The following is a 23,243-nucleotide window of genomic DNA, read 5'->3' as shown; positions in this document are numbered from 1 at the left end:
ATTTATATGAGACCATTGCTAAAAGATTGACACCAAAAACCATCACTCCAATAAAGCCCTAACTTTATCACTGTTCCAGTCGGCAGCACCGGTTTTTTCAATCAAAACAGCCCCAGATTCGTCAATTAGATAAGTGGTGGGTAAGCTGTTTCCTTCTAAGAGGGTAGGAGCTGGGCTTAGTGCTTGGTAAATGGGTAGATTAAAATGACGTTTGGCTATGAACTTGTCAATGGCTGCTCTATCATCATTGGTCACGAAAACGAAAACGGCTTTATCTTTATAATCGTCATATAATGCTTGCATGCTTGGCATTTCTGCAATGCATGGTGGGCACCAAGTAGCCCAAAAGTTGACCATTATTTTTTTGCCTTTGAATGCCTGAAAGTTCACCACACGGCCATCTAAGTTTCTTAGTTGCCATTGATAGTCTTCCAGTGTTTTTCTGTCTTCCACAGCTTCTACGCTAGGACTGAATGCTATTAGCCTATTAATAAACACTTTGATGGGAGTTCCTGTTTGAGGAATAAAAAGGAGTACTATAAAAAGTCCCCAAAGCACATTTCCGTAATTTTTCTTTATCCAGTCCATTAATGCAAATTGAGTTTTTTATAATGATAAATGGGTGAGGTTTGTTACATGAGAAACATACAGGTTAAAGATAGATTAAAAATGTCACCTAATTTTTGCTCTGCAAAGCTTCCTCCTAAGGCGGATAAATCTAGCTTTGCCGGAGTGGTATTCAGCCTCAGTCCCATATTATAAATCTTTATGTTAAAGTAGAAATAACTCATACAGGCCAGTGCTTGTGGACGCTTAACCTAAGCTTACAAGAAAAAAATCATCTAAAAACTCGGGTATTATTAATTTGTTTTTTCCAAAAGAAAAAACCTTTGTCTGTCAGTTCATAGCTGAAATTATGCGGTCCGGTTGTTTTCGTAACTATATCTTGAATTAAGAATTTTTCTTTTAAGATATCGTTTAACCCATCGGGGAATTCACCTTTATTTCTGATACTAATTCCAACTTCTAAGAAAACATTGGAAAGGTCAGAGTCGTGAAAATCATTGTATTGATTTTCATATGATTCAGTATTATTAATTACTGGAATAGAACCAGCTTCGATTAAACTATTTAATTCTTGGTTTTGATTTTTCAATTCTTTTAAAGCCTGAAAACTAGAATTTAGTTCAGCTTCTCTTTCGTCTAATTGTTTTCTTAATTGTTCAATTTGTTTGTTAGAGTCGGCCCTCTCTCTATAATTTGCTTTTAAATCTTCTAACTTACTTTCCTCAGCCGCAATAAGTTGTTTTCCGCGGAAGTCAAGAATGATTTGATTTGTTAAATTATTTTTCCTGCCTATTGAAGACTTCTTTATTAATTCATCAATTCCCCACATTAAATAGGGAAGTACAATGACATAAAAAAAAGCAATAGTTATTGGTACAATTAAATATGTTAAAATTGAAGTATATTTTTCATCAATAAGTTCAATTCGTTCAAGAATAGTCTTTTCAGAAAAAAAAACTATGGAAATAGGCCTCCAATTCAGTAGTATCCATGAAATTGTAAAAGTCCCAATGAGTGGATTCTTAATTCTTTCATTTGAAGTCTCAAAAAATGATTTAAAAAGTTCTATCATACTACGATTTTATTTTTAGCAATGTCGTGGACTATATAATCCATAAAGATAAATGAGCTAAACAGGTAATATAGAAGTTATTTAAATTCAAAAGTATTAAAATCTTGGCATCTAACTGAAAAGAGAGTTGTGATTTGGAGAAAAAGTAAGAAAAAATGCAGAACCCCCAAAAGAAGCTCTGCATAAATAATAAGTCCAAAATACCTATCTCAAACTATCCATCAACTTCTCATGATAATCTTCCACTACATCATAACAATAGGTTACGGGGAAGCCGTTTGGTTTTTCATCGCAGAGTAAATACTGCTTGAAGGCTTTTCTTTCCGTGTCTTTTACGGTGTCGTCGGGGTGTAGTTCTAAGCGTGCATATAGCTTCTCAGAGATGATATCTTCTGGGCTAATGATATAATGACTCGCCAAAACGTCAAAAGGGTTAAAACCTGCTGCACCTTGCTCTACCCATTGTGCAAGCCATGCTTCGGAGGCTTTAGAAATCCATTTGTTGGCAGCGTCTCCTTCTGCTAGTTTTTCTAAGTCTGTTTGTTTTACCCAAACCTTATTAGAAATTTCAAAAGGACATAAAACGGTTTTTACGCCAGATTCTAGCAAAATTCTAAAGGCGTCATTGTCCAAATCGAAATTGAGGTCTTTGGCATGGTTTCCCATGTTGCCTATCTCAAAATAGTCTGTTGGTTTTCTTCTTCCTGCTACTAATACCACTTCCTTTATTTGGTCTTTTAGCTCTGGGTGTTTCAAAAGCAATATGCCCACATTGGTGGCTGGCCCTATCGCCATTATCGTCACTTTGTCTTGTTTAAGAGCAGCTGCCATGGCTTCTACGGCATCGTTTGTGGCTAAGTCGGTATAATCTAATTCTTTTGACGCTCCTTCATAAATAGGGATTTTATTGTCGGCAAATTCCTTACTCATGAATCGGCTGAGTGCTAGGGCATTTTCTAATGTGGTGTTTCCAAAAACTGCAGAAATGCCTAAGATGTCTACTTTATCAGATTTCATCAGTTGAAGTACTGCATAGCCGTCGTCTACGTCGCAGTATCCTTCTCTGGTGTGTCTTTTCATGCCTACGGATAGGTCGGTGTCAATCCAAACTTTTTTCATTTTTGTGTTTTTTTAATTTTAATATTTAAAGCCCTTGTTTTCGATTGGGTCCATATCCTCAAACTAGTCTAAGCTTATTCTTCCCTTCACCTTCCGGTGTGGACGTCATTTTTTTTTGAAAAAAAACGAAGCAAAAAAAACATCGCTATATAAACTCACACATTCAAAATTCTTATGGTTATCCCCATTGTATTAGCACTTCTCCCTGAATTTTGCCTGTGCTTAGACAGTACATAGCTTTATACGGAATTTCTTATTTCATTTTTATTAAAGTTCTTTGTTCGCTTTCCAGAGTGGGGAGTTCATTTTGCGAGGCGTCGCACCGTTCGAAAAAAACGAACCGGGAGGCGTTCCTCCCAAAAAACATCGCTATGTAAACTCACACATTCAAAATTCAAATAGTTTTAGTGCCTTTGAAATAACATTTGTTCTTGAATTTTGCTTGTGCTCAGACAGTACATAGCTTTATAAGGTATTTCTTGTTTCTTTTTCTATCTGTTCTAAATACTCTTAGCTCCAGAGGAGCGGTATGTTAATAGATATATATTTGAACAACACCTCTCCGTTTTGTTTGGCGGGATTTTTGGCTTTTGTGCCAAAATCATGACAAACGCTTTCTTCTTTTATACCTTAAAACTTCGTTCCGCTTTTTTCTTGCTATTCTATTTTAAACTGCCCCAAAAATTAATTTCGTTTTGGACACCGGTGCTTGGGTCTTTTATGAAATCTTGTTTGTTGGCATATACCTTTAGGTTTCCTTTGTCCATAAAACCGATGCTGTCTCCCATAAGTACAGCCTCTTTTAGATCGTGGGTCACAAAAATGGAGGTAATACCAAAAGTCTCTGTCAAATTCTTAAAAAGCTTTTGCATTCGCTCCCTTGTGATGGTGTCTAAACTTCCAAAAGGCTCATCTAGCAGCAGCAGCACAGGATTAGTGATAATGGCTCTGCCAAAAGAAACACGCTGTCTCTGTCCGCCAGATAGCTGATTTGGCATTTTATTTTCTTGACCTTGCAGCTCTAAACTGCTAATCATTTGCATGACTTTCTCCTGTACTTCGGCTTCAGAAGTATTACGTAATCGCAGTCCAAAAGCAATGTTTTCAAAAGCGTTTAGATGCGGAAAAAGTAAATCTTCTTGATATAGATATACGATGTTTCGCTGCTCAGGTATTACGTCATTGATAACTTTTCCGTTTAAAATAATCTCACCTTGGTCTGGAGCCAACAGGCCGCTAATAGTTTTAAGCATGGTAGTTTTACCACAGCCAGATTTACCCAAAATACTCAAAGTTTTATTGGCCTCTAGCTCAAAATTGAGGTGGCTTACCACCGCCTCCTTATTAAAACTCTTATGCAGGTCTTTGACTTTTAAAAACATTATACTAGGCTTTTGAAAACGTATTTTTTATTGAAATATAGGAGTAAAACGGGCGGAAAAATCAACAAACAGCAACTCAGTGCTCCATAATAATAATTGGCTTCTTTGATGTACATAAACACCTTGATGGTGAGGGTTTGCACTTTGCCCAGGCCAATAACGGAAGTAAGTCCGTATTCAAACCATGAAATAAGGAAGGTTTGAAAAAAGCATATTAAGAGTAGGCCTTTTGCCAGCGGCAGCAAAACCATGATGTATGTTTGAAAAGAATTACCGCCTAAAGTAGTTACCAGTTCTTCATAACTTTTGATTTTTTTGTTCCAAAAACTGCTGAAGAATATCAAGGCAAAAGGATAGGTGATAAGAAACTGTGCCGCCACCACGCCAAAGGCATTACCAAATAAGCCCATTTTGATAAAGAAATAGCTAAAACAAGCCGCAAAAACTACAGGTGCTAAAATGTATGGGAAGTAGGTGAGGAGCGTCAATAGCTTATTATTTGGATGATTATAAACTGCCCTGCTGCCCCAAAAACCAGAAATGGTAGACACAAAAGCTACCGACAAGGAAATAAGAATAGATTCAAAAAAACTAGTCAAAAGACCTAGCTCAGAGCCTAAAATGGTTTTCCAGTTTTTCAAACCTAGATAGCTAGGCAAGATATTGGGATATTGCCAATCTGACGCCAATGAGAGCATTACCAAATAGACAAAAGGGAAGATGATGAGCACTCCCGCTATGGCCAGCAATATGGATTTTATATTAGGTTTCATGCAGGGCTTTTTTTCTGGAAAGGAATAAGAAAACCACACAGGCCGTCACCATCAAAGTATAAATTACGGCAATCACGTAACCCTCCGACATTTTAGTCAAATCATATTGTCTAATTTCTCTTAAAATAAGAATGGATAACATTTCGGGTGATTGCTGCCCAAGAATAATGGGCACTTCGTAGGCTCCCAAGGTCGCAATGAAATTTAAGACTATCAAAATCCAGCTTTTGCGAAGCATCAATGGCAAGAAAACCTTACGTGTAATTTGACGTTTATTTGCTCCTAAAGATTTGGCCAAAACAGAGAGTTCTTCCACTCTTTCGTTTTTATAAATATTAAGAAAAAGCAGCAGGAAAAAAGGTAGAGCAAGGGTTATAAAAGAAAGCACCATGCCTATGGCGTAGGAGTCGTTTACCATTTCAGGAAACTGATTTGCCTCTGAAATAATGCCTAGTTTATAGGCTATTCTAGAGAAAAAACCACCTTTAGAAAGTAGCTGAAATGTAAAGAAACCTGTCACAATTCCAGGGACTGCCAGTGGCAAATAAATCAAAAAAGAGTAAATGCCTTTTTCTAGTTCTTTTCGGAATTTAAGGCTAATCCACAGAGCACCCGAAACGGAAAGGAAGGTAGAAACTGCGGCTATGGCGGCACTGTAAAAGAAGGACCTAAAGAAATCGCCAGAGCTTAAAACGGTTTTCCAAAACTTTAGCGTGAAGCCATCATTTACCACGCCTATAATGCCCAAACTGTATAAAAGAGCATACAAAAAGGCAGATAGAAAGGGCAGTATGACGAATACCGCAAAGAATAGAATGCCGATATTAAAGCGTTTACTTTTCAATAACTTGGGTTCTAAAGTCTTCAAAAAGCTTAATCATGTATTCTGCAGCAGGTTCTGCCATGGCATAGTCTTTAAGGTCCTCCATATTTGGACCATAGTCTCTCTGCATGGTTGTTTTAAACTTGTCTTGAAATTCAGGATTTAACCTGTCAATATCTAAAATTGTATTTGCATCCATACCGTCTTTGCTGGCTTTTTTTAGTTGAGCCTCAGGCGACATCAAAAAATTAATAACCTGCATGGCACCTGCTTTTTGTGGTGCATTATGCAAAATTCCTAAATAATTTGAGTTTTTAACTGTACCGTTTTTCCATGGATAACCCACCGTACTTTTAGGATAAAGCCCGCTGTTTACTTTGGTTTCAATGTTGCCTTCGCCAAAACCATAAAGAACATAAAGCTCACCTATGGCGTAAAGCTGATTCATTTTTGACTGCTCACTAGGAAAGGTTTGCCCTTTTTTCCAAAAGTCTTTTTTGTTGGCATTCAAGTAGTCCCAAAGCTTAGTAGAAAGTTTAGCGTATTTTTCTTCGTCAAAGGCTCCATCTAGTGCATTGTTCCCACCTCCTAATTCAGCCAAAAAGCTTTTTAAGAGTGTCATGCCCGTAAAGTCGTTAGAAATGGTAAATGTACCAGGGTACTTTTTCACAAAAGTGGCTAGTTCGTCTAAAGTAGCAGGAGGAGCAGTACTAAGTTTAGTGCTATCATAAATCATACAAAACTGATTTATACTCCAGGGAGCTTCCATATACGCTACAGGTTGCTGAAAATCCATACCGATGTATGGGTCATTAAAATTGACCAGTTTGGCGTTTGGTAATTGCTCCACAAAAGGCCCCCAAAGTCCTTTTATTTGTCTCAGTTGGAAAAAGGTTTCGCCGTTAATCCAGACTATGTCCACCTGTCCATTGTCAATAGAAGCGTCTCTTTCGCTCATGACCAACTGCACTATTTCTGGACCTTGGCCACTACTGATTTTCAGGTCAATGTTAAACCTATTTTTCACCTCAGGAATCACATAATTATTGATGTAATTATTTATGACAGTGCTGCCCTGCCACATCATGAAGTTGACGGTTGTGCCTTCGGCTTCTTTTGAGATTTCTTCCCAAGGGGCACTTTTTAAGTACTCTTTATCTTCTTTTGGCTCTTGATTACAACTAGTAATTATTACCGTAAAAAAGAGTCCTATTAATATGTTTAGTTTATGATTGTTCATTTAGAGCTTATTGTTCTTATGCAAATATGGGGTAATATTTTTTTGAGGGTTCTAAAAATGTTTTATCCTTCATTTAAAACATCTTCTTGTCTTAATTCGATGACCCTCTTACTTTTGCTCTCCTTCCGGAGGGGAGTTCATTTTGCGAGACGTCGCACCGTTTGTAAAAAACGAATCAAAAAAGGGTTATCCTGTAAACTCACACTGGAAAATTCATTTAAATGAATTTTCTGGTCCTCAGACAGTACAGGATATTATAAGGAATTGTTATTTCTTATATCTCTGTTCGTTTTTGTTTGAAAGGTGCTTACCGTTTTTCCCACCAGCCTTTGCTGTTGATGTTGTCTCCGCCTATTTTGTCTGCTGCTGCTCGGTAGTTGGCGGCGTTGGTTGCTTGTTCCGATTCTGGGTATAAATATCGTACTGGATATTTGCCATCATTTAGGTTATCTGGGCCTGCGGTTAGAGCAGGAATGCCTGTTCTTCGGATGTTAAACCAGGCTTCGTGCCCTACAGAAATTAAGCTCATCCATTTTTGGCTTAAGATTTTTGTTAAATCATCAGTGCCGTTTAAGGCAATGGCGTCTGCACTTAAATAATCTGCTGGTAAAGTCACTTTATAATAATCAAAACTGGCTTTGATACCGTTTTGGTAATAGGTTTCTACATCGCCTGAGATATAACCTTTTTTGGCAGCTTCTGCCAAAGCAAACTGTAATTCGGCATATTGCATAAACTGAGCGTCTACACCGTTCGGAACATCTCTAAATATAGAGCCAAACAAAGAAATATCGTTCAGGTTGATGCCTTTTGTTCCTATTGTTTCGCGGCTTTGACCGTTTAAAAGTCCTTTATATGCTGGTGTTCCATTATTTACACTTAGCTGAGAGGGTTTATAGAAAACCGCCACACGTGGGTCATTCCAAAGAGTCAAAACAGAATCTACTGTTTGCGTCATTCTGTGTTCTTGGTAAAGTCCAAGGCTTTCAGAAGCCATTGGGAATTGGTTTGGAGCGGAGCTCAAATAAGGTATTACGGCATTATCTTCATTGGACTGCATCAATTTGCCAGAATTGGCAAGAGCCTGCATCTCTGAGTAGTCAGAAAGTCTGTTGCTCGCTCTTAGCAAATACCTAAAACGAAGCGAGTTGGCAAATCGAACCCATTTCTGCAAGTCACCATTAAACATGATATCGCCCTGAATTTTATCTCCTGTAGTTTCTAAAGTTGCTGCAGAAGCTTTCAAAACCGCTAGAATACCTGTTTGTGGGGCCATATAGATACTTTCCTGAGAATCATAAACGGGAGTGTAATTACCATCTAAAGCCCCCACAGCATCACTGTAAGGAATATCACCCCACATATCAGTTAGCTGGGAGAAAAGGTAACTTTTCATGATGTCGCCCACGGCCTTGTATGCTTGATTTTCGCCGGCCAACTCTTGCATGGAGCGTATGTCTGAAAGCAATTTGTAGGTACTATTCCAGTAAGCACTGTTAGAGCCCATTTCGTAACGGTCTATTCTTTCAAACTCCACACTAGCAGCAAAGTGTGTCAAATAGTTTGACAATCTAAAACCTTGTTCATAAGCGTTTTTGTCAGAGGAAATAGAAAGTACGTTTGTCAGTAAAAACTGAGGACCAACATTCTGAGGAGAGTTTGGGTTTTGATTGAGCTCCTCAAAACCATCTGTACAACTCACCGAGGAGATGCCCAGAGCAAATATTGTTATTAATATATTTTTCATATTCTTAAAATTGAGTTTTTAAACTAAGACCAAAACTTCTGGTAGATGGGTAAGAGAAATCTTCTACACCGGCTATAATGCTGGTCTCTTGCAATGCATTTAACTCTGGGTCAAAATGTGGATTCTCTGTAAACAAGAACAGATTGCTACCTACCAAACCTAGTTTCAAATTCTGCAAACCAATAGATTTGACTGCCTTAGCAGGCAAGTTGAAATAGAGACCTACCTGCCTCACTTTTACGTAAGAGGCATCATAAAGGGCACTTGCCTCGTTTCCTCGGTCATAGAAATTATTGTAAAATTGACTGGCTGGAACATTGGTGGTGTTGGGTACATAATTAGGAGCTTCTACAGTTCCTATGTTCATTACACCATCGCCTATTACGCCATTTTCTCTTCCCACTAAGGTTTCTGCTAATACGCCAGAAGTGCTTCCTAGAGCTTTGGTTCTAGAAACTATAGTGACGCCTTCTCTCCAGTCTACCAGCACTCTTAGTTCTAAAGATTTATAGGTGAAACTGTTGTTGAAGCCCATTGCAAAGTCAGGATTGTAGTTGCCTAATACTCTCAAATTTCCGTCTTGTACAGGAAGGCCGTTAGCTCCAAATAATGTTTTCCCATCAATTTCCACAAAACCAGTACCGTACATGTCGCCAACTCTTCCACCTTCTTTGGCTATGTAAAATACCGTGTTTGAGCCTCCTGAGCCACTAAATACATTGGCAACGCCTGTCACAAATTGGTCTACACCATCAGGAAGTCGGGTTACTTTGCTGCGGTACATGGAGTAGTTTACCGAAGAATTCCATTTGAAACCACCTTTATTTATGATTTCCGCACTTAGCATTCCTTCAAAACCTCGGGTTCTGACCTCTCCACCGTTTACGTTGAAATTGGAAAATCCAGAGGAGTTAGAAATAGGACGCGAGATGATTTGATTTACACTTACGTTTTGATATCCGGCTATGTCTAGTTGAATTTTGTTTTTAAATAACCATAACTCCAAACCTATTTCAGAAGCGTTTAATCTTTCTGGTTTTAGGCTGGCATTTTTTAATACGCTCTCATTAGTTACCCTAAAATCTGAACCATAATTTTGGTTAAAAAGGTAGGTTTGAGCATTCTGATAAGGGTCTGTGTCGTTTCCTACGCTGGCTGAGCTTAATCTCAAATTAAGCAATGAAATGTACTCCGGCATGGTAAACATGTTTGAGATTACATAGCTTAAACCTGCCGAGTAGTAGCCAAAAGAGTTATTGTCTGCTGGCAAGGTACTCGACCAGTCGTTTCTGTAGGTCAAATCTAAATACAGCGAGTTTTTATAAGCCAAGTTTCCTGTGGCGTACAAACTGTTGATTCTTTTTTCAAAGTTTAAACTTTCTCGTTTTAGCGGAGTTCTAGAGTTGGTCAACGTATAAATCCCTGGAATGGCCAATTGCGAAGCTTCAGAATATTGGTAGCTGATGTCTTGGTCAAATCGGTTAGCACCTCCAGAAAGTGTGTATTTAAAATCGTCGTTTATTCTGTCTTTATAAGAAAGTAAAACGTCGGTATTTAGCTCTTTAAAGGTTACAAAATCTTCTCTGTACGTTCCAAAAGGATTACTATTAGTACTCACCGCTCTTTGGGTAACTCGCTTATCGGTATAAGTGTCTAAACCATTCCTGATGCTCAGGTTTAGTTTGTCTGTAATGGCGTAATTGCCAGATACATTTCCAAGTATCCTGTTTTTGTTAAAAGCATTGGTGTTTTCATACTGCGTCAAATATGGGTTTGTCAGCCATAAATAGTTAAAATCATAATGCTGAATGCCTTCTTGACCGGCCTGCCAGTAGTTTCTCAGGGATGCTATGTCTGTTTGACGTCCCGTCCAGTTAAAACCGTACATCACGTTTTCGTAGCCGTAACCTAGATTTGGACGGTTTTTGCTTCGCGTATTGATGTAATTGACATAAGAATTTATACTGAGCTTTTTACCCAAAGCTTGGTCTAAGCTAATAGAAAGGCCATCTCTTTTAAAGTCTGTATTTGGCAAAATGCCTTTGTTTCTTAGGTTACTATAAGAAATTCGGCTGCTTCCGTTTTGTCCCGAAGAGCTTATCGCAATGTTGTTTTGACTGGTAACTCCCGTTTCAAAGAAGTCTTTCACGTTGTTTGGTCTAGAAACCCATGGGGTAGCCGTTACGTCTGTATAAGAGCCATCTGGGAAAGTTCTAGAAATAACATCTCCTGCACGTACCGGATTTCCGTTCACATCTACCGATGGACTATCAAACTGTTTTACCAAAAGGCCTTGGTCTAAAAGTGGTCCGTAACTGCTAATTCCGCCATCGTTTATTCCAGCACCTATTCCGTTTTGAAAGGCGTATTGGCCATTTGAGCCACCACCGTAAACATTTTGGTAGTCGGGAACGGTCAAAAGATTCTCTACTGTTAAGGAACTGCTCAAACTTACACCTAGACCTTTGCTGTTGCTTCCTCTTTTGGTGGTGATTAGTATAATACCATTTGCTGCTCTCGCCCCATAAAGTGCGGCAGAACCTGCTCCTTTAAGTACTGAAATAGAAGCAATGTCGTCAGCACTAAAATCTGCACCGCCATTTCCGTAATCTACTTCTTGCAGTCTTCCATTGTTTGATAAATTGCTGGTGATTTGCTCATTGCTAATGGGTACACCATCTACCACAAATAATGGCTGGTTAGTGCCGCTTAAAGAGTTTTCTCCTCTAATAACTATTCTGGAAGATGAGCCCACGCCTGATGAGCCATTGGTGATTTGAACACCTGCTACTTGCCCAGCAAGGCTATTAACAAGGTTAGTTAAAGGAACGTCGGTTAGTTCTTTTGCACTCACGGTGGTGATAGAGGAAGCTAATGATTGTCGCTCTCTTTCTATGCCTAAGGCAGTCACCACTATTTCGTCTAATTGCTCCGAACTGGTTTCTAAAACTAAGGCGGCTGGAAGGTTGCCGTCGGTCACATTTACTATTAATTCTTGATAACCGATTGAGCTGATTTTTAATGTGAAATTTGGGCTTTCTGAAGAAATGGAGAAAACGCCATCCTCATCAGAGGAGGCTACTTGTGAGGCGTTTTGCACAATCACGGTAGCAAAGGGTATTGGTTGGTTTTGCCTATTGGTCAATTTTGACTTAAAGGTTGACATTTGGCCATAAGAAATGGTCAAACATAGCTGCAGCACAGCTAATAGAAATATTTTCATATCTGATTATTGAATTACTAAATGGTAAAATTTAGACACTGAGAAATTCAGGTCTGTTTAAAGGCTATTTAGCAATAGGGAAGGAGGACCTCTTAGTAAGAAGTTGTTTGAAAAAACTTGTGGGAGTTTTATTCTATGAGCTTCTATCTGACTAAGAAGCCTTTTAGTAAGATTTAATAAGATAAACTTAACTAAATGTATTAATGAAGAATGCTGAAGGAGGGCGTACAGCGATGTTTTACTGTCTAAATCAAGAAGTTCTGAAAGCGTATTAAAGCGTAGCTCTTCCTGATGAGCATAATTAATTAGGTCTATAAAAAGCCCTGTTTCTGTCCATGAAAGGGCTTTAAATTGGTCTTTTTTGAAGGCATTTTTGTGAATGCCTATCAGGTAAATACCACCATCTAATGATGGTCCAATTATTAAGTCTTGCTGCTGTAGCTGGCCTACTGCATTCGAGAGCATTTCGGAATTCAGCTCTGGACTGTCGTTTCCTATAGAAACTATACTTTGGTAGCCTTTCTCAAAAACCGTTTGAAAGGCATTGGCGTATTTTTCGCCGAAAGTATCACCAATTTGGTTTTTCTCATCAAACCAAAAAACATCTAAGCCACTTTCTTTCGCTAGTTTTTTGGTGCCTTCAATTAATTGATGAAATAATCCTTCCGTGACGGCTTTCTTTCCATTACCAAATAGTGCTTTCCTTTCTGCCTCCAGCTTAGCTGAGAGGGAGAAAACAAGAAGGGCCGTATTTGATTTGGCAGTGTTCAATGTTAGCGTGTTTAAATTCTAATATTGGCACTTACGAGAGAAATGGAAGTAAGGACTTATGCGGCGATGAATTTTTATGAATAAATGGGAAGTGGTTTAAAATCAGGCATTAATAGGCTAGATGTGATAAGTTTTTCAGTAGTAGAAAATGATTTTATAAATCTCATCGCTTATTCTGTAAAGACTTCGGTTGGTTCTGACCTTAGTTTTGTGCTTAGGCTTCTGGCTCAAGGAATGATTTCTTATACCTAATGGTAGGGCCTTTTAAAATTAAGATTATGATGCGAATACTATTACTACTTGTCTTTTTGGTGAATTTCTCGGCTTTAGGGCAATCCGACACTACGGTTTATAAGCTCAGTATCAGTAATGTGATGGTTAACAAAACAGGTAAAAGCCAGATGGCCATGGCTATTAATGGTAGCATTCCAGGTCCTACGCTTACATTTAAAGAGGGGAATTATGCTGTGATTTACGTGACGAATACCATGAGCGTAGAAACCTCTCTACATTGGCACGGTTTACTGTTGCCAAATTTCTACGATGGTGTTCCATATTTAACCACACCGCCTATTCAGCCTGGCAAAACGCAGAAATATGAATTTCCACTTATTCAGTCTGGTACTTACTGGTATCATTCACACACCATGCTGCAGGAGCAGAGTGGACTCTTTGGTTCCATCGTGATAGAGCCCAAGGAGAAAACCTTAGATTATGATAAAGAGCTTGTCTTGGTATTATCAGACTGGACCAATGAAAAGCCAAAGAATGTATTACGAAACTTAAAAAGAGGAAATGAATGGTATGGTGTCAAGAAAGGTACAAGTACGCCACTGAATAAAGTTATTGCCAGAAAAGGTTTAGGAGCCCAAATGAACTTCTGGAAGCAAAGAATGGAAGGGGCAGACATTGCGGATATTTATTATCCAGCTTTCCTTTCAAATGGAGAAAGAACTAAAGATTATCCTGAATTTAAAGCAGGTGAAAAGGTAAGACTCCGCATAATCAATGGCTCGGCTTCTTCACAGTTTTGGATGACTTTTGGTGGAACAGATCCGCTCTTAGTGTCTTCGGATGGTATTGATGTGGTTCCTGTTAGGAGAAACAAAACCTTTATAGCAATAGCAGAAACCTATGACTTTGTAGTGGATATTCCTGAAAATGGAAAGATGGAATTTAGAGCTACCGCTCAAGATGGTTCTGGTCAAACATCTATTTTTCTAGGTCAAGGAGATATAATAGCTGCTCCTGAAGTTATGCGACCTGATAAAATTGGGATGATGAAGTCTATGGCAAAAATGGATATGAAAATGGGTGCTCCTGCCATGAAGTCACGGCCAGGTGTAGAGGAACCTCAAAAGATGAAGACTGAATGGGGAATGCAAATGGATGATTCTAAAATGGATATGGACCACTCCAAAATGAATCATTCAGAAATGGGGCATGATATGGATATGTCAAAAGAGGCTGATAAGAAGATGCCAGAAGACGATTCTAAAATGAAGATGGAGCACGCTAAAATTAATCATTCTACGGAAGATGGCAGTATGGCTATGGACATGTCGATGTACGACGATTATACCTACGATTATTTAAAGTCGCCAACGCCAGCTACTTATGATGCTAATAAGCCAGTCAAAGAAATATTATTGAATTTGACCGGAAATATGTGGCGATATATATGGAGTTTGAACGGAGTGCCACTTTCTGAAGCTGATTTAATCAAAATCGAAAAAGGAGAGGTGGTTAGAATAACTTTGAATAACCTTACCATGATGCATCATCCTATGCATTTGCATGGTCATTTTTTTAGGGTTTTAAACGCCAATGGCGACTATTCGCCTTTAAAGCATACCGTCAATGTGCCACCTATGCAGCAAGTGTCCATAGAGTTTGATGCTAGTGAAGACGGCGATTGGTTTTTCCACTGTCACGTATTATACCACATGATGAGTGGGATGGCTAGAGTTTATAGCTATGGTACACCTAGAGATAGCCGATTGGCTCCCAACAGCCTAGAAAAAGTATTGAAAGAAGGCAGTCATTATTATAACTGGGGAACATTGGAATTAACTTCTCATATGACAGAGCTAAATTTACAAAGTTCTAATATCAGAAATCAATTTAACCTGACTGCTGAGTATGGTTGGAATCAAAATATGGAAGCGGAGCTAAGTTATGAGCGATATCTATCAGATTATTTCAGAGTTTTTGTAGGTGTAAATGCCGAAAACGAAATTGAAAATAGTCTGGACGAAATCTCAACAACGGCTGTGGCAGGAATAAGATACTTTACGCCTTACATGTTTAATCTTGACCTAAGACTTGACAATAAATTAAGACCCGAAATTAGACTTAGTCGTGAAATAATGATTTTTCCAAGAACCAGCATCTTCGGTAATTATGAATACAAGGCAGACTTAGGTTTGGTCAATGAATTGTCAAATGAAATGGGTCAAAAGAAATCGTTTTTGGGAGAAACCACCTGGTCTGTAGGCCTAGACTATCTAATCTCTAGAAACTTTTCAGCCACTGCCAGTTATGATAACCGTTTTGGTGCTGGAGCCGGTTTAATGGTACGGTTTTAAACAACTTCAGGGCAAGAGCCCACGCAGCACCTTCACCCAAATGTTCCATTTAGTTCTCTTATTGGTGTTTGATAAACCATTCTCCAGTTTATCAAAGGCATCTTCTATCAAGGCATTGTGTAGAGGGCGTATCACAAAAATCCAAGCTAGTGTTGCCTTTCCTGATGTTTCCATAGCTATAGTATGAGTTATTTCGATTTCTTGTTGGGATAACTCACTGATTTCTAATTTATGAATGCCATCAAAGCCCCTTGGTCTTGAAAATCTGAATTCTATTATTTGAGTCGGGTCATATTTCTCCACTGTATATCTAATAGGACCATGACCACCTTTGGCTCCAAGCCTAATTTCCTCTTTAAATCTCATAGGCGGCCATTTATCTAAGGGCCATATTTCATCATCTTCTTTTGATAAAGAAAGCATTGATTTTTCAACTTGTAGTTTGGATGCCTTAAGAATACGTTTGTGTATGTTTTCTACCTTCATGTGTGCTCTAAAGCTTTTTATAGCTTATATGGTTATAAGTCGTCAAATTTAGGGTAAAAGGCATTTACTATAGTTTTTTTAGTTGGAGGTCTTTGTAATGATTCATTATCAGGAAGTAAATTACTATTTCCATTTGAGATTATGTAGAACAGCCAGAGGAGATTTTAGTTGATTTAATAATTCTTTAACATGGATTATTAAACATCTCCAGGGAATTGATAGAAATTTGTTCTTAATGATATTTGCTAATGGATAAGGACATTCAACATTTATTTGTTCTTCTTACTAAAGGGTCTTCTAAGGCCTTCGAAGAGATTTATGTGCTTTGTCATGAAAGCTCACTAAGGTTTTGTACTTCTTTGATTAAAGACAAAGCTGAGGCTGAAAGTATAGTGCAAGATGTTTTTACTCACCTATGGGAAAAGCGGGCTAAACTGGACGAAGGCATAGAGTTTAAGTCCTATCTTTTTGCCTGCCTAAAAAATAAAACCTTTGACAGGTTAAGAGTTATTAAGAGAAATCAGGAAGCTATTGATTTGCTTTGGGGCAATATTGAAAAAGTACAATCTATTCAAGAGGAAGAGTTGAGTGATTTAAAAATAGATTCACTTCTTGATGCCATAGATGATTTGCCACCTGGACGTAAGCGAATTATACAATTAAGATATCTGAATGGGAAATCTTATAAGGAAATTGCAGAGCAGCTCGATATATCAAGTCATACCGTTAAAAATCAATTGATTAAGGCAAAGCATCACCTTAAAAGTAGTGTGGGATATCAACTGACTTGGTAGCTCGCCTCTAGCCTTGCCTATTTTTTAGAGGCATCTTTCATAGTTTACATTTACTTAACATTGGACACTAGTCCATAACGTATTCCTTCTCGTTATCCGTTTGAAATGAATAAAGAGACAATACATAGACTTATAAAAGATTATATCCTGAATAAAATCACTAAGCAGGAGTTAATCCAATTTTTGGATGGCTTCAATGAAGAGGAGATTCAAGAGGAATATGAGATAGTGCTCCGTTCTTATTTTGATGAACTAATTGCTAATGCTGGTGAGTCATTGGAAACTGAGGTGTCGAAAAGTAAGGCTAGAGAAATAACTCGAGGGAAACCGTTTTACGGAACCTTTAAGGTTACGTATATGTATAAGCTTGCAGCTTCTGTAGCTATTCTATTAGGATTGTTTTGGGTAGGGCAGCAATGGTTTAAGGAAGATAGCGGTAAAGCAGCATTCGCAGAAGTTACTTACAAAAATGACTATGTGCCTAAAGGAGCCAAAAAAGATGTGCTGCTTAAGGATGGAACATTAGTCAAACTAAACTCTGACAGTAAGCTATCCTATCCTGAGGAATTTGACAAAGAAGCAAGAAATGTAAAACTCACTGGAGAAGCATTTTTTGATGTCGAAAGAGATGAAAGCAGGCCTTTTACCATCAATACTTCGGCTTTTGATATTAGGGTTTTAGGAACATCTTTTAATGTAGAAGTACACGAAGCAGGCCAAAAAGCAGCTGTAAGCGTGAAAACCGGTAAAGTGCGGATAAGCTTGCTTCAATCTGAAGAAGTTTATGAATTGACTAAGAACAAGAAATTGATTTTGGATTTAAGCACTGGAGATGTCACACTTCAGGATACAGATGTTGATTTGGCTCTTAAATGGACTAAGGGCATCTTATATTTTGACAAGACACCACTTACTGAAGTAGAAAAAAGCTTAGAACGGTGGTATAACATAGATATTGACATTAAAGACAACTCGTTAAATAATAAGAAACTATCTGGCCAGCATAGTAATGAAACCTTGGAGGAGGTGCTTGAAACACTCGCTTATTTATTAGAATTTAAATATGAAATAGATGGAGATAAAGTAACAATTAAGAAAATGTAAAGACGGTATGAAAAAGCCGTACAACCGAAGTGTTTTTGTTAAATCTTAAAACGAAGTGAATAAAATCTTTGAACAATTGAAAACTATTAAACTATGAAAAGAACTATACAAAAGATGCTCTATCAGGTAGCATTAGTGTTGCTCATTTTTCCAGTTGGCTCTCAAGCCTTTGCTCTAGATAGCAATCTAAAAAATACGAGAATACATCTAGGATACGAGAAAGCCAGCGTATCAAAAATTATTAAAGATGTAACGGCTAAGACGGAGTATAACTTTCTTTATGAAGAAAATGTAAGAGAAAACTTAAACCGTGTGGTAAGGGTAGGAAAGGTGTCAAACCTTTATGATTTACTAAGTTCGGTTTCTGTTCAAGCTTCTTTAGAATTGAAAGAATTGAACAAAACCATTATTATCAAAAAGGCTTCTGCCAAAACGGCTACATATCTCAAGCCAGCTGATATTAGGGTGTCAGGAAAGGTGATTGACGAAAATAACGAGGATTTAGTAGGAGCAAACATTACTATAAAAGGTACCACAAAAGGTACTATTACGGATGTTAACGGCGAGTACTCTATTGATGTACCAAATGCTGAAACCATCTTAACTTTCTCCTACATTGGTTATAATGTGACAGAAGAGCTAGTAGGTAACAGGTCGGTAATTGATGTGGCTTTACAGCAATCTTTGAATTCGTTTCAAGATGTGGTAGTTACGGCCCTAGGTTTAGAGCGAAACGAACGAACTTTAGGTTATGCCGTAGCAAAAGTAGATGGCGGTGAGGTAACCAGAGTAGCCCAAGAAAACGTATTGAACGGAATGGCTGGAAAAGTACCAGGCGTTACTATCAATTCTACAGGAGGAACTGGCTCATCTGTAAGTATGGTGATAAGAGGTGCATCTTCGCTTAATAGCGATAATCAACCTTTATTTGTCGTAAATGGTGTTCCTATCTCAAATACACTGAATAACATCTCTCAAATAGGAGGTGATAATAAAGTGGATTATGGAAATGCTATTTCTGACCTTAATCCAGAGGATATTGAGAATATTTCTATTCTTAAAGGACCTAGTGCCGCAGCACTTTATGGTTCGCGTGCTGCCAATGGTGTAGTTTTGATTACCACAAAATCTGGTAAGGGTGTTAGAAAAACTACAGTAAGTATTTCGTCAAGTACTGTATTTGATAATCCTTATAAATATTTAGATTTTCATAGCTCCAATGCCATTGGTGTAAGGCCTTACACGCCAGATAATAATCCTTATCCAGGAGGGATATTACAAATAGAAGAAGGTTCTTCTGCAGGAAATGGACCAGAACTAGATAAAGGTTACAAAGCTATTCAGTGGAACAGCCCTTTAGATGCTGATGGAAATAGAATTCCTACTGACTTGGTTTCTTATAAAGATAACGTTGCCAATTTTGTAAATACTGGAATTACTACCACGAATACCGTAGCTATTTCAAATAATACGGAGTTGATGAATTATCGTGTTGGTTTTACCAATATGCTGAACAATGGTCTTGTTCCAAATTCAGATTTATTCAGAAATAATATTTCAGTTAGTTCTGATGTGAATGCGGCTAAAAATTTGGTTTTCAGTACCAATGTAAATGTTAACCGTTCTTGGTCAAATAACAGACCTTCAGGAAACAGAGGTACTAATCCATTAGAGGCGGCTTATAAGGTGTCTCCTCATATCAATATCTTAGAATTAGAAGATTATTGGGTTCCTGGTCAAGAAGGTTTACGTCAGTTATCTCAAGCAGAAGGGGAGTATAATAATCCTTATTTCTTAGCTAATGAGGTTAATAATGGCTTCACTAGAAATAGAGTATACGGAAACTTAAAAGCTGATTGGACCATCGCTCCATCGCTTAAACTAATGGTACGTTACGGTATTGACCAATATTCGGAGCAAAGAGAAACGAAAATTGCACCGAGCTATACCAATGAAATTTACGGAGCTTTCGGTTTGATAAATCTAAATAGGTATGAAAGCAATGCTGATTTCTTAGCCACTTATACTAAAGATATTTCAGACTTAAATGTCTCGGTATCTGTAGGAGGAAATACACGTTATGAAAAAGGGGATAATACCAAAAATGCAACAAGAAATGGCGGTTCTGGACTGATAGTTCCTGGTGTATTTACATTGAGCAATACTGCTTCTGATAACTTAGATTTCTCAAGTTATAAATATGAGAAAGGTGTTAATAGCCTTTATGCCATGACCACTTTTGGTTATAAAAGACAGCTTTATCTTGATTTAACAGCCAGAAACGATTGGTCAAGTACATTACCAAAAAGTGAAGCGTCTTACTTCTACCCGTCGGCTTCTGTGAGTGCCATCTTAAACGAGATGATTCCTATGGGAACTGCCATTAACATGTTTAAGCTTAGAGGTGGATGGGCACAGGTAGGTAATGATACCAGCCCATATCAGTTAATTTCAACACTTAATAATAATGGTGAGTGGGATGGCGTTCCGCGTCTTTCTGTTCCTGGTAATTTATTGACCCCAGACCTTAAACCAGAGATTGCCACTTCGTGGGAAATAGGAGCGGATGTGTCTGCTTTTAACGATAGACTTTTTTTACAAGCTACCTATTATCAAGTCAAAAACAGAAACCAGATTTTTGAGGCGTCTTTAGCTCCATCAACGGGTTATTCTTCTAAGAAGGTAAACGCTGGTCTTATTCAGGGAAGAGGATGGGAATTTCAGATTGGTGGAACTGCCGTTCAAAAAGGAAACTTGAAGTGGGATGTTAGTGCTAATATCACAAGGTCAAGAACTAAGATTCTAGAATTGGCAGAAGGAATGGATGTGTTTAAGCTTTGGTCGGACTCTAGAGGTGGTGCTTGGACATACCTTGGAGAAGACATAGGAGATATTTATGACAGAAAACTAGTAACTGTAGAAGATAAAAGCTCTCCATATTATGGCTATCCATTGTTAGATGAAGATGGCTCATGGCAAGATATCAGTCAAAACAGTGCTAGAAATAAGGTGGGAAACTTTAATCCTGATTTTATAGCAGGACTTCAGTCTAATCTGTCTTATAAAGGATTCTCTTTAAACATGTCTTTTGATTGGAGACAAGGCGGAGATTTTGTTTCACAAACCTACAGATACTCCGAGTCTGACTTAAGAACACAAAGATGGTTAGACTTACTTATCAATCCGGGAGATAGAAGTGGTGATGTGCTAAGAGATTATCTCGTAGCAAACGCTGACCAGTTTATTACGGATGGTATCAATGTAGTAGGTGGTCCTGGTGATGCTTATGGCGGATTTCCTTTCACTTATGGTGTAACTATTAACGATGGTGTTTTTAACCCTGGTGTGATAGGAATTTATGAAGAAGGTCAATTAGTAGGCTATCAGGAAAACTTAGGAGGAGAAGGCACTAAGATTATTCCTTATGCTGATAACTACCCTTGGTCGTTCTTTAAACCTGCTATGTTTGATGCTTCTTATGTAAAGCTTAGAGAGGTTTCTCTTTCCTATAAGCTTCCAGTATCGCTTGTTAATAGAGTGGGAATAAACAATGCCTCTGTATCGGTTTACAGTCGTAACATCATCCTTTGGACAAAAGCTAAAGTGGGTATTGACCCTGAAAATGCTTTCCAACAAGAAGATGGCTATTTCAAACAAGGTATAGAACGATATAATGTAACTCCTTGGGTGTTGCCTGTAGGCTTTAAATTAAACCTAAGTTTCTAAAGATTAAACTTCTAAGAAAATGAAAACATTAAATATAAAATCGATTTTAACAATTGGCTTAATGCTCTTCGCTACTTTTTCTTGTAGAGATTTGGAGCAGCTAAATGTAAACCCAAATGGCATCAACCCTGACGGAGTAGTGCCTTCTCAAATGATGGCAACGGTTTTGACCGAAACCTCTATGAGCGTGTTAAACTTGGGTTTTCAAGATATTTCAGGCGTGATGCAGCATACGCAAAAAGATGCATGGTTTTCAGGACATAATGATTACGACTGGGCTGACCAAAGCTGGGCTAATTATTATAGAATTTTGAGAAACAATAGGCATTTGTACGAAAGATCAGTGGCTTTAAATCTGCCTTTTTATGAAGGAGTATCTGTAGTGATGAAATCTTATGTTTCTGGTTTAATAACAGACCTTTGGGGCGACGCTCCTTATACTGAGGCTGTAAATGCGGATAATGGTGAAATAACGCCAGCTTTCGATAGCCAAGACCAGATTTATGCAGGCATATTGGCTGATTTAGAAAAAGCCAATGATATTCTGATTGCTTATGAAAACGGAACGCCAATAGAAAATTTTGGTGATGATGTGATTTATAATGGTGATGCTACTCAGTGGAGAAGGTTCGCTAATTCGCTTCAATTAAGGTATTACATGAGAATATCTGATAAAGACCCTGCTACAGCTAAAGCTGGAATAGAAAGACTTTTATCTGACCCATCAAAATACCCTCTTATCTTAAGTTCGGAAGATGATGCCACTATGGATTACGTAGGTACTGGCTCTAATAACTCATGGCCTTCGAATTCAGTTTTTGATTCAAGCTCAGGAAGTGATTACAGAAGAATTAAAATGTGTGCTACTTTACTAGAAAAGCTTCAAAACTTAAACGACCCAAGAATTGAGGTTTGGGCAGCTAAAATAGAAGTTCCAATAGTGGTGGATGAAACATTGCCAGCGGGTTCTGATGAGGTGAAAGATGGCGTAAGGTATATTTCTTCTGACAAGTTTATAGCAGGACAGGTTAATACAGACCCAGAGTATGTAGGTTTACCACCTTCTGTATCTGCTTTGCCTTCTAGTTATAACTTAAACCCTACACCAGGTCAGCTTTCATATAACCCTCACGTTTCTTTCTTAAGTGAGGTTTATTCTAAGGCAAGCGACCCACTTTTAAAAGCAAGGTTATGCTCAGCGGCGGAGGTTAACTTCATACTGGCAGAAGCAGCTTTAAAAGGCTGGAATGTAGGTCAAAATGCTAAGACTTATTATGAAGAAGGTGTAAGACAATCTTTAAATACTTGGGGTGTGGCAAATTCGTATGATAGCTACATTTCTGGTGATGCAGCCTACAAAGCTTCTGCTTCTGTAGATGATCAAGAAGAGCAAATTATTTCCCAAAAATGGATAGCAAGCTGGACAGCCACTACGGAAGCTTGGTTTGATTACAGAAGAACGGGTTATCCTGTACTTTCTGCTGGGCCTGCGGCCAAAAGAGAAGTATTGCCATTAAGGTTTTACTACATGCAAGATGAGCTTATGCTTAACGAAGAAAACGCTACTAATGCGGTCAATAAATTAGAAGAAACCTCCTACACACAGGCTGATGGAAAGAATAGTCCTTGGGCTAAGTTTTGGGTTCTTCAAGGAACAGGAAAACCTTGGTAAAAGTTATTTGACATACTAAGTTTAACTTTAATGATGGCCGCTTTTGCGGTCATTATTTTTTGTTCCAATCCAACGTTTGAATCTTAATAGAAAGCCGTAGTTAGGGCATCAAATAAAACCTATTTATAGAAGGGATAAGCCTTCCATAATATTGCT

The 23,243-nt window shown here is 38.1% G+C and carries 17 protein-coding genes; 6 read left to right on the top strand and 11 right to left on the bottom strand.

From position 1 onward, the window contains the following. Positions 1–42: 42 nt before the first annotated feature. From AC0L6O_RS13320 to AC0L6O_RS13275, 10 genes are all read right to left on the bottom strand, one after another. Entirely contained in the window at positions 43–588 is a 546-nt protein-coding gene (locus AC0L6O_RS13320; RefSeq protein ID WP_473302995.1) for a TlpA family protein disulfide reductase, read from the bottom strand. A gap of 250 nt (positions 589–838) precedes the next feature. Further along, on the bottom strand, positions 839–1,639 hold the full coding sequence (locus AC0L6O_RS13315; RefSeq protein WP_473302994.1) for a hypothetical protein: 801 nt from the start codon (positions 1,637–1,639) through the stop codon (positions 839–841). A 204-nt stretch (positions 1,640–1,843) separates the two neighbouring features. Beyond that, positions 1,844–2,758 (bottom strand): nucleoside hydrolase, encoded by a 915-nt coding sequence (locus AC0L6O_RS13310; protein ID WP_473302992.1) that lies wholly within the window; start codon positions 2,756–2,758, stop codon positions 1,844–1,846. A gap of 662 nt (positions 2,759–3,420) precedes the next feature. Continuing rightward, positions 3,421–4,140 carry an ABC transporter ATP-binding protein gene (locus AC0L6O_RS13305; RefSeq protein WP_473302991.1) on the bottom strand — a complete coding sequence of 240 codons (720 nt, stop codon included), beginning with the start codon at positions 4,138–4,140 and terminating at the stop codon, positions 3,421–3,423. Then, a complete protein-coding gene (locus AC0L6O_RS13300) occupies positions 4,140–4,913 on the bottom strand; it encodes an ABC transporter permease (RefSeq protein WP_473302990.1) in 774 nt (257 codons plus the stop codon). Before AC0L6O_RS13300 ends, AC0L6O_RS13305 begins: the two co-directional genes overlap by 1 nt. After that, positions 4,903–5,757 carry an ABC transporter permease gene (locus AC0L6O_RS13295; protein ID WP_473302988.1) on the bottom strand — a complete coding sequence of 285 codons (855 nt, stop codon included), beginning with the start codon at positions 5,755–5,757 and terminating at the stop codon, positions 4,903–4,905. Before AC0L6O_RS13295 ends, AC0L6O_RS13300 begins: the two co-directional genes overlap by 11 nt. Then, complete coding sequence (locus AC0L6O_RS13290) at positions 5,747–6,976, bottom strand: ABC transporter substrate-binding protein (RefSeq protein WP_473302986.1); 1,230 nt, start codon at positions 6,974–6,976, stop codon at positions 5,747–5,749. Before AC0L6O_RS13290 ends, AC0L6O_RS13295 begins: the two co-directional genes overlap by 11 nt. A 307-nt stretch (positions 6,977–7,283) precedes the next feature. Continuing rightward, complete coding sequence (locus AC0L6O_RS13285) at positions 7,284–8,723, bottom strand: SusD/RagB family nutrient-binding outer membrane lipoprotein (protein WP_473302984.1); 1,440 nt, start codon at positions 8,721–8,723, stop codon at positions 7,284–7,286. A 4-nt stretch (positions 8,724–8,727) separates the two neighbouring features. Then, positions 8,728–11,946: a SusC/RagA family TonB-linked outer membrane protein gene (locus tag AC0L6O_RS13280; protein WP_473302983.1), complete on the bottom strand. Its 3,219-nt coding sequence runs from the start codon at positions 11,944–11,946 to the stop codon at positions 8,728–8,730. Between the two features lie 57 nt (positions 11,947–12,003). Then, positions 12,004–12,717 (bottom strand): DUF2064 domain-containing protein, encoded by a 714-nt coding sequence (locus tag AC0L6O_RS13275; RefSeq protein WP_473302982.1) that lies wholly within the window; start codon positions 12,715–12,717, stop codon positions 12,004–12,006. Between the two features lie 84 nt (positions 12,718–12,801). Between AC0L6O_RS13275 and AC0L6O_RS13270 the strand changes: the two genes are divergently transcribed. Together AC0L6O_RS13270 and AC0L6O_RS13265 are read left to right on the top strand one after the other, a co-directional pair. Beyond that, entirely contained in the window at positions 12,802–12,969 is a 168-nt protein-coding gene (locus AC0L6O_RS13270) for a hypothetical protein (RefSeq protein ID WP_473302981.1), read from the top strand. Between the two features lie 26 nt (positions 12,970–12,995). Beyond that, positions 12,996–15,305 carry a multicopper oxidase domain-containing protein gene (locus AC0L6O_RS13265; protein WP_473302980.1) on the top strand — a complete coding sequence of 770 codons (2,310 nt, stop codon included), beginning with the start codon at positions 12,996–12,998 and terminating at the stop codon, positions 15,303–15,305. 6 nt (positions 15,306–15,311) lie between these two features. Here the strand turns inward: AC0L6O_RS13265 and AC0L6O_RS13260 are convergent, their stop codons facing one another. Next, entirely contained in the window at positions 15,312–15,791 is a 480-nt protein-coding gene (locus tag AC0L6O_RS13260) for a hypothetical protein (protein ID WP_473302979.1), read from the bottom strand. A gap of 248 nt (positions 15,792–16,039) precedes the next feature. On the opposite strand from AC0L6O_RS13260, the gene AC0L6O_RS13255 reads away from it, so the two are divergent. From AC0L6O_RS13255 to AC0L6O_RS13240, 4 genes are all read left to right on the top strand, one after another. Beyond that, positions 16,040–16,585 carry an RNA polymerase sigma factor gene (locus AC0L6O_RS13255; protein WP_473302978.1) on the top strand — a complete coding sequence of 182 codons (546 nt, stop codon included), beginning with the start codon at positions 16,040–16,042 and terminating at the stop codon, positions 16,583–16,585. A 105-nt stretch (positions 16,586–16,690) separates the two neighbouring features. Then, positions 16,691–17,689, top strand: a complete 999-nt coding sequence (locus tag AC0L6O_RS13250) for a FecR family protein (protein ID WP_473302977.1) — start codon at positions 16,691–16,693, stop codon at positions 17,687–17,689. A gap of 93 nt (positions 17,690–17,782) precedes the next feature. Beyond that, positions 17,783–21,415, top strand: a complete 3,633-nt coding sequence (locus tag AC0L6O_RS13245; RefSeq protein WP_473302975.1) for a SusC/RagA family TonB-linked outer membrane protein — start codon at positions 17,783–17,785, stop codon at positions 21,413–21,415. A gap of 19 nt (positions 21,416–21,434) precedes the next feature. Then, positions 21,435–23,087 carry a SusD/RagB family nutrient-binding outer membrane lipoprotein gene (locus AC0L6O_RS13240; RefSeq protein WP_473302974.1) on the top strand — a complete coding sequence of 551 codons (1,653 nt, stop codon included), beginning with the start codon at positions 21,435–21,437 and terminating at the stop codon, positions 23,085–23,087. Positions 23,088–23,243: the final 156 nt, after the last annotated feature.

It is taken from the genome of Arcticibacterium sp. GJ41-1, assembly GCF_055808875.1.
Note: the sequence above shows the minus strand (reverse complement) of the source record. Positions and strands in the feature narration are given on the sequence as shown.

Bases quoted from the DNA above. Each gene is read 5' to 3' on its own strand.
- AC0L6O_RS13270 (WP_473302981.1), top strand. From the start codon at position 12,802: ATGGGAAGTGGTTTAAAATCAGGCATTAATAGGCTAGATGTGATAAGT.
- AC0L6O_RS13260 (WP_473302979.1), bottom strand. From the start codon at position 15,791: ATGAAGGTAGAAAACATACACAAACGTATTCTTAAGGCATCCAAACTA.
- AC0L6O_RS13265 (WP_473302980.1), top strand. From the start codon at position 12,996: ATGATGCGAATACTATTACTACTTGTCTTTTTGGTGAATTTCTCGGCT.
- AC0L6O_RS13315 (WP_473302994.1), bottom strand. From the start codon at position 1,639: ATGATAGAACTTTTTAAATCATTTTTTGAGACTTCAAATGAAAGAATT.
- AC0L6O_RS13240 (WP_473302974.1), top strand. From the start codon at position 21,435: ATGAAAACATTAAATATAAAATCGATTTTAACAATTGGCTTAATGCTC.
- AC0L6O_RS13300 (WP_473302990.1), bottom strand. From the start codon at position 4,913: ATGAAACCTAATATAAAATCCATATTGCTGGCCATAGCGGGAGTGCTC.
- AC0L6O_RS13245 (WP_473302975.1), top strand. From the start codon at position 17,783: ATGAAAAGAACTATACAAAAGATGCTCTATCAGGTAGCATTAGTGTTG.
- AC0L6O_RS13255 (WP_473302978.1), top strand. From the start codon at position 16,040: ATGGATAAGGACATTCAACATTTATTTGTTCTTCTTACTAAAGGGTCT.
- AC0L6O_RS13290 (WP_473302986.1), bottom strand. From the start codon at position 6,976: ATGAACAATCATAAACTAAACATATTAATAGGACTCTTTTTTACGGTA.
- AC0L6O_RS13320 (WP_473302995.1), bottom strand. From the start codon at position 588: ATGGACTGGATAAAGAAAAATTACGGAAATGTGCTTTGGGGACTTTTT.
- AC0L6O_RS13285 (WP_473302984.1), bottom strand. From the start codon at position 8,723: ATGAAAAATATATTAATAACAATATTTGCTCTGGGCATCTCCTCGGTG.
- AC0L6O_RS13280 (WP_473302983.1), bottom strand. From the start codon at position 11,946: ATGAAAATATTTCTATTAGCTGTGCTGCAGCTATGTTTGACCATTTCT.
- AC0L6O_RS13310 (WP_473302992.1), bottom strand. From the start codon at position 2,758: ATGAAAAAAGTTTGGATTGACACCGACCTATCCGTAGGCATGAAAAGA.
- AC0L6O_RS13305 (WP_473302991.1), bottom strand. From the start codon at position 4,140: ATGTTTTTAAAAGTCAAAGACCTGCATAAGAGTTTTAATAAGGAGGCG.
- AC0L6O_RS13250 (WP_473302977.1), top strand. From the start codon at position 16,691: ATGAATAAAGAGACAATACATAGACTTATAAAAGATTATATCCTGAAT.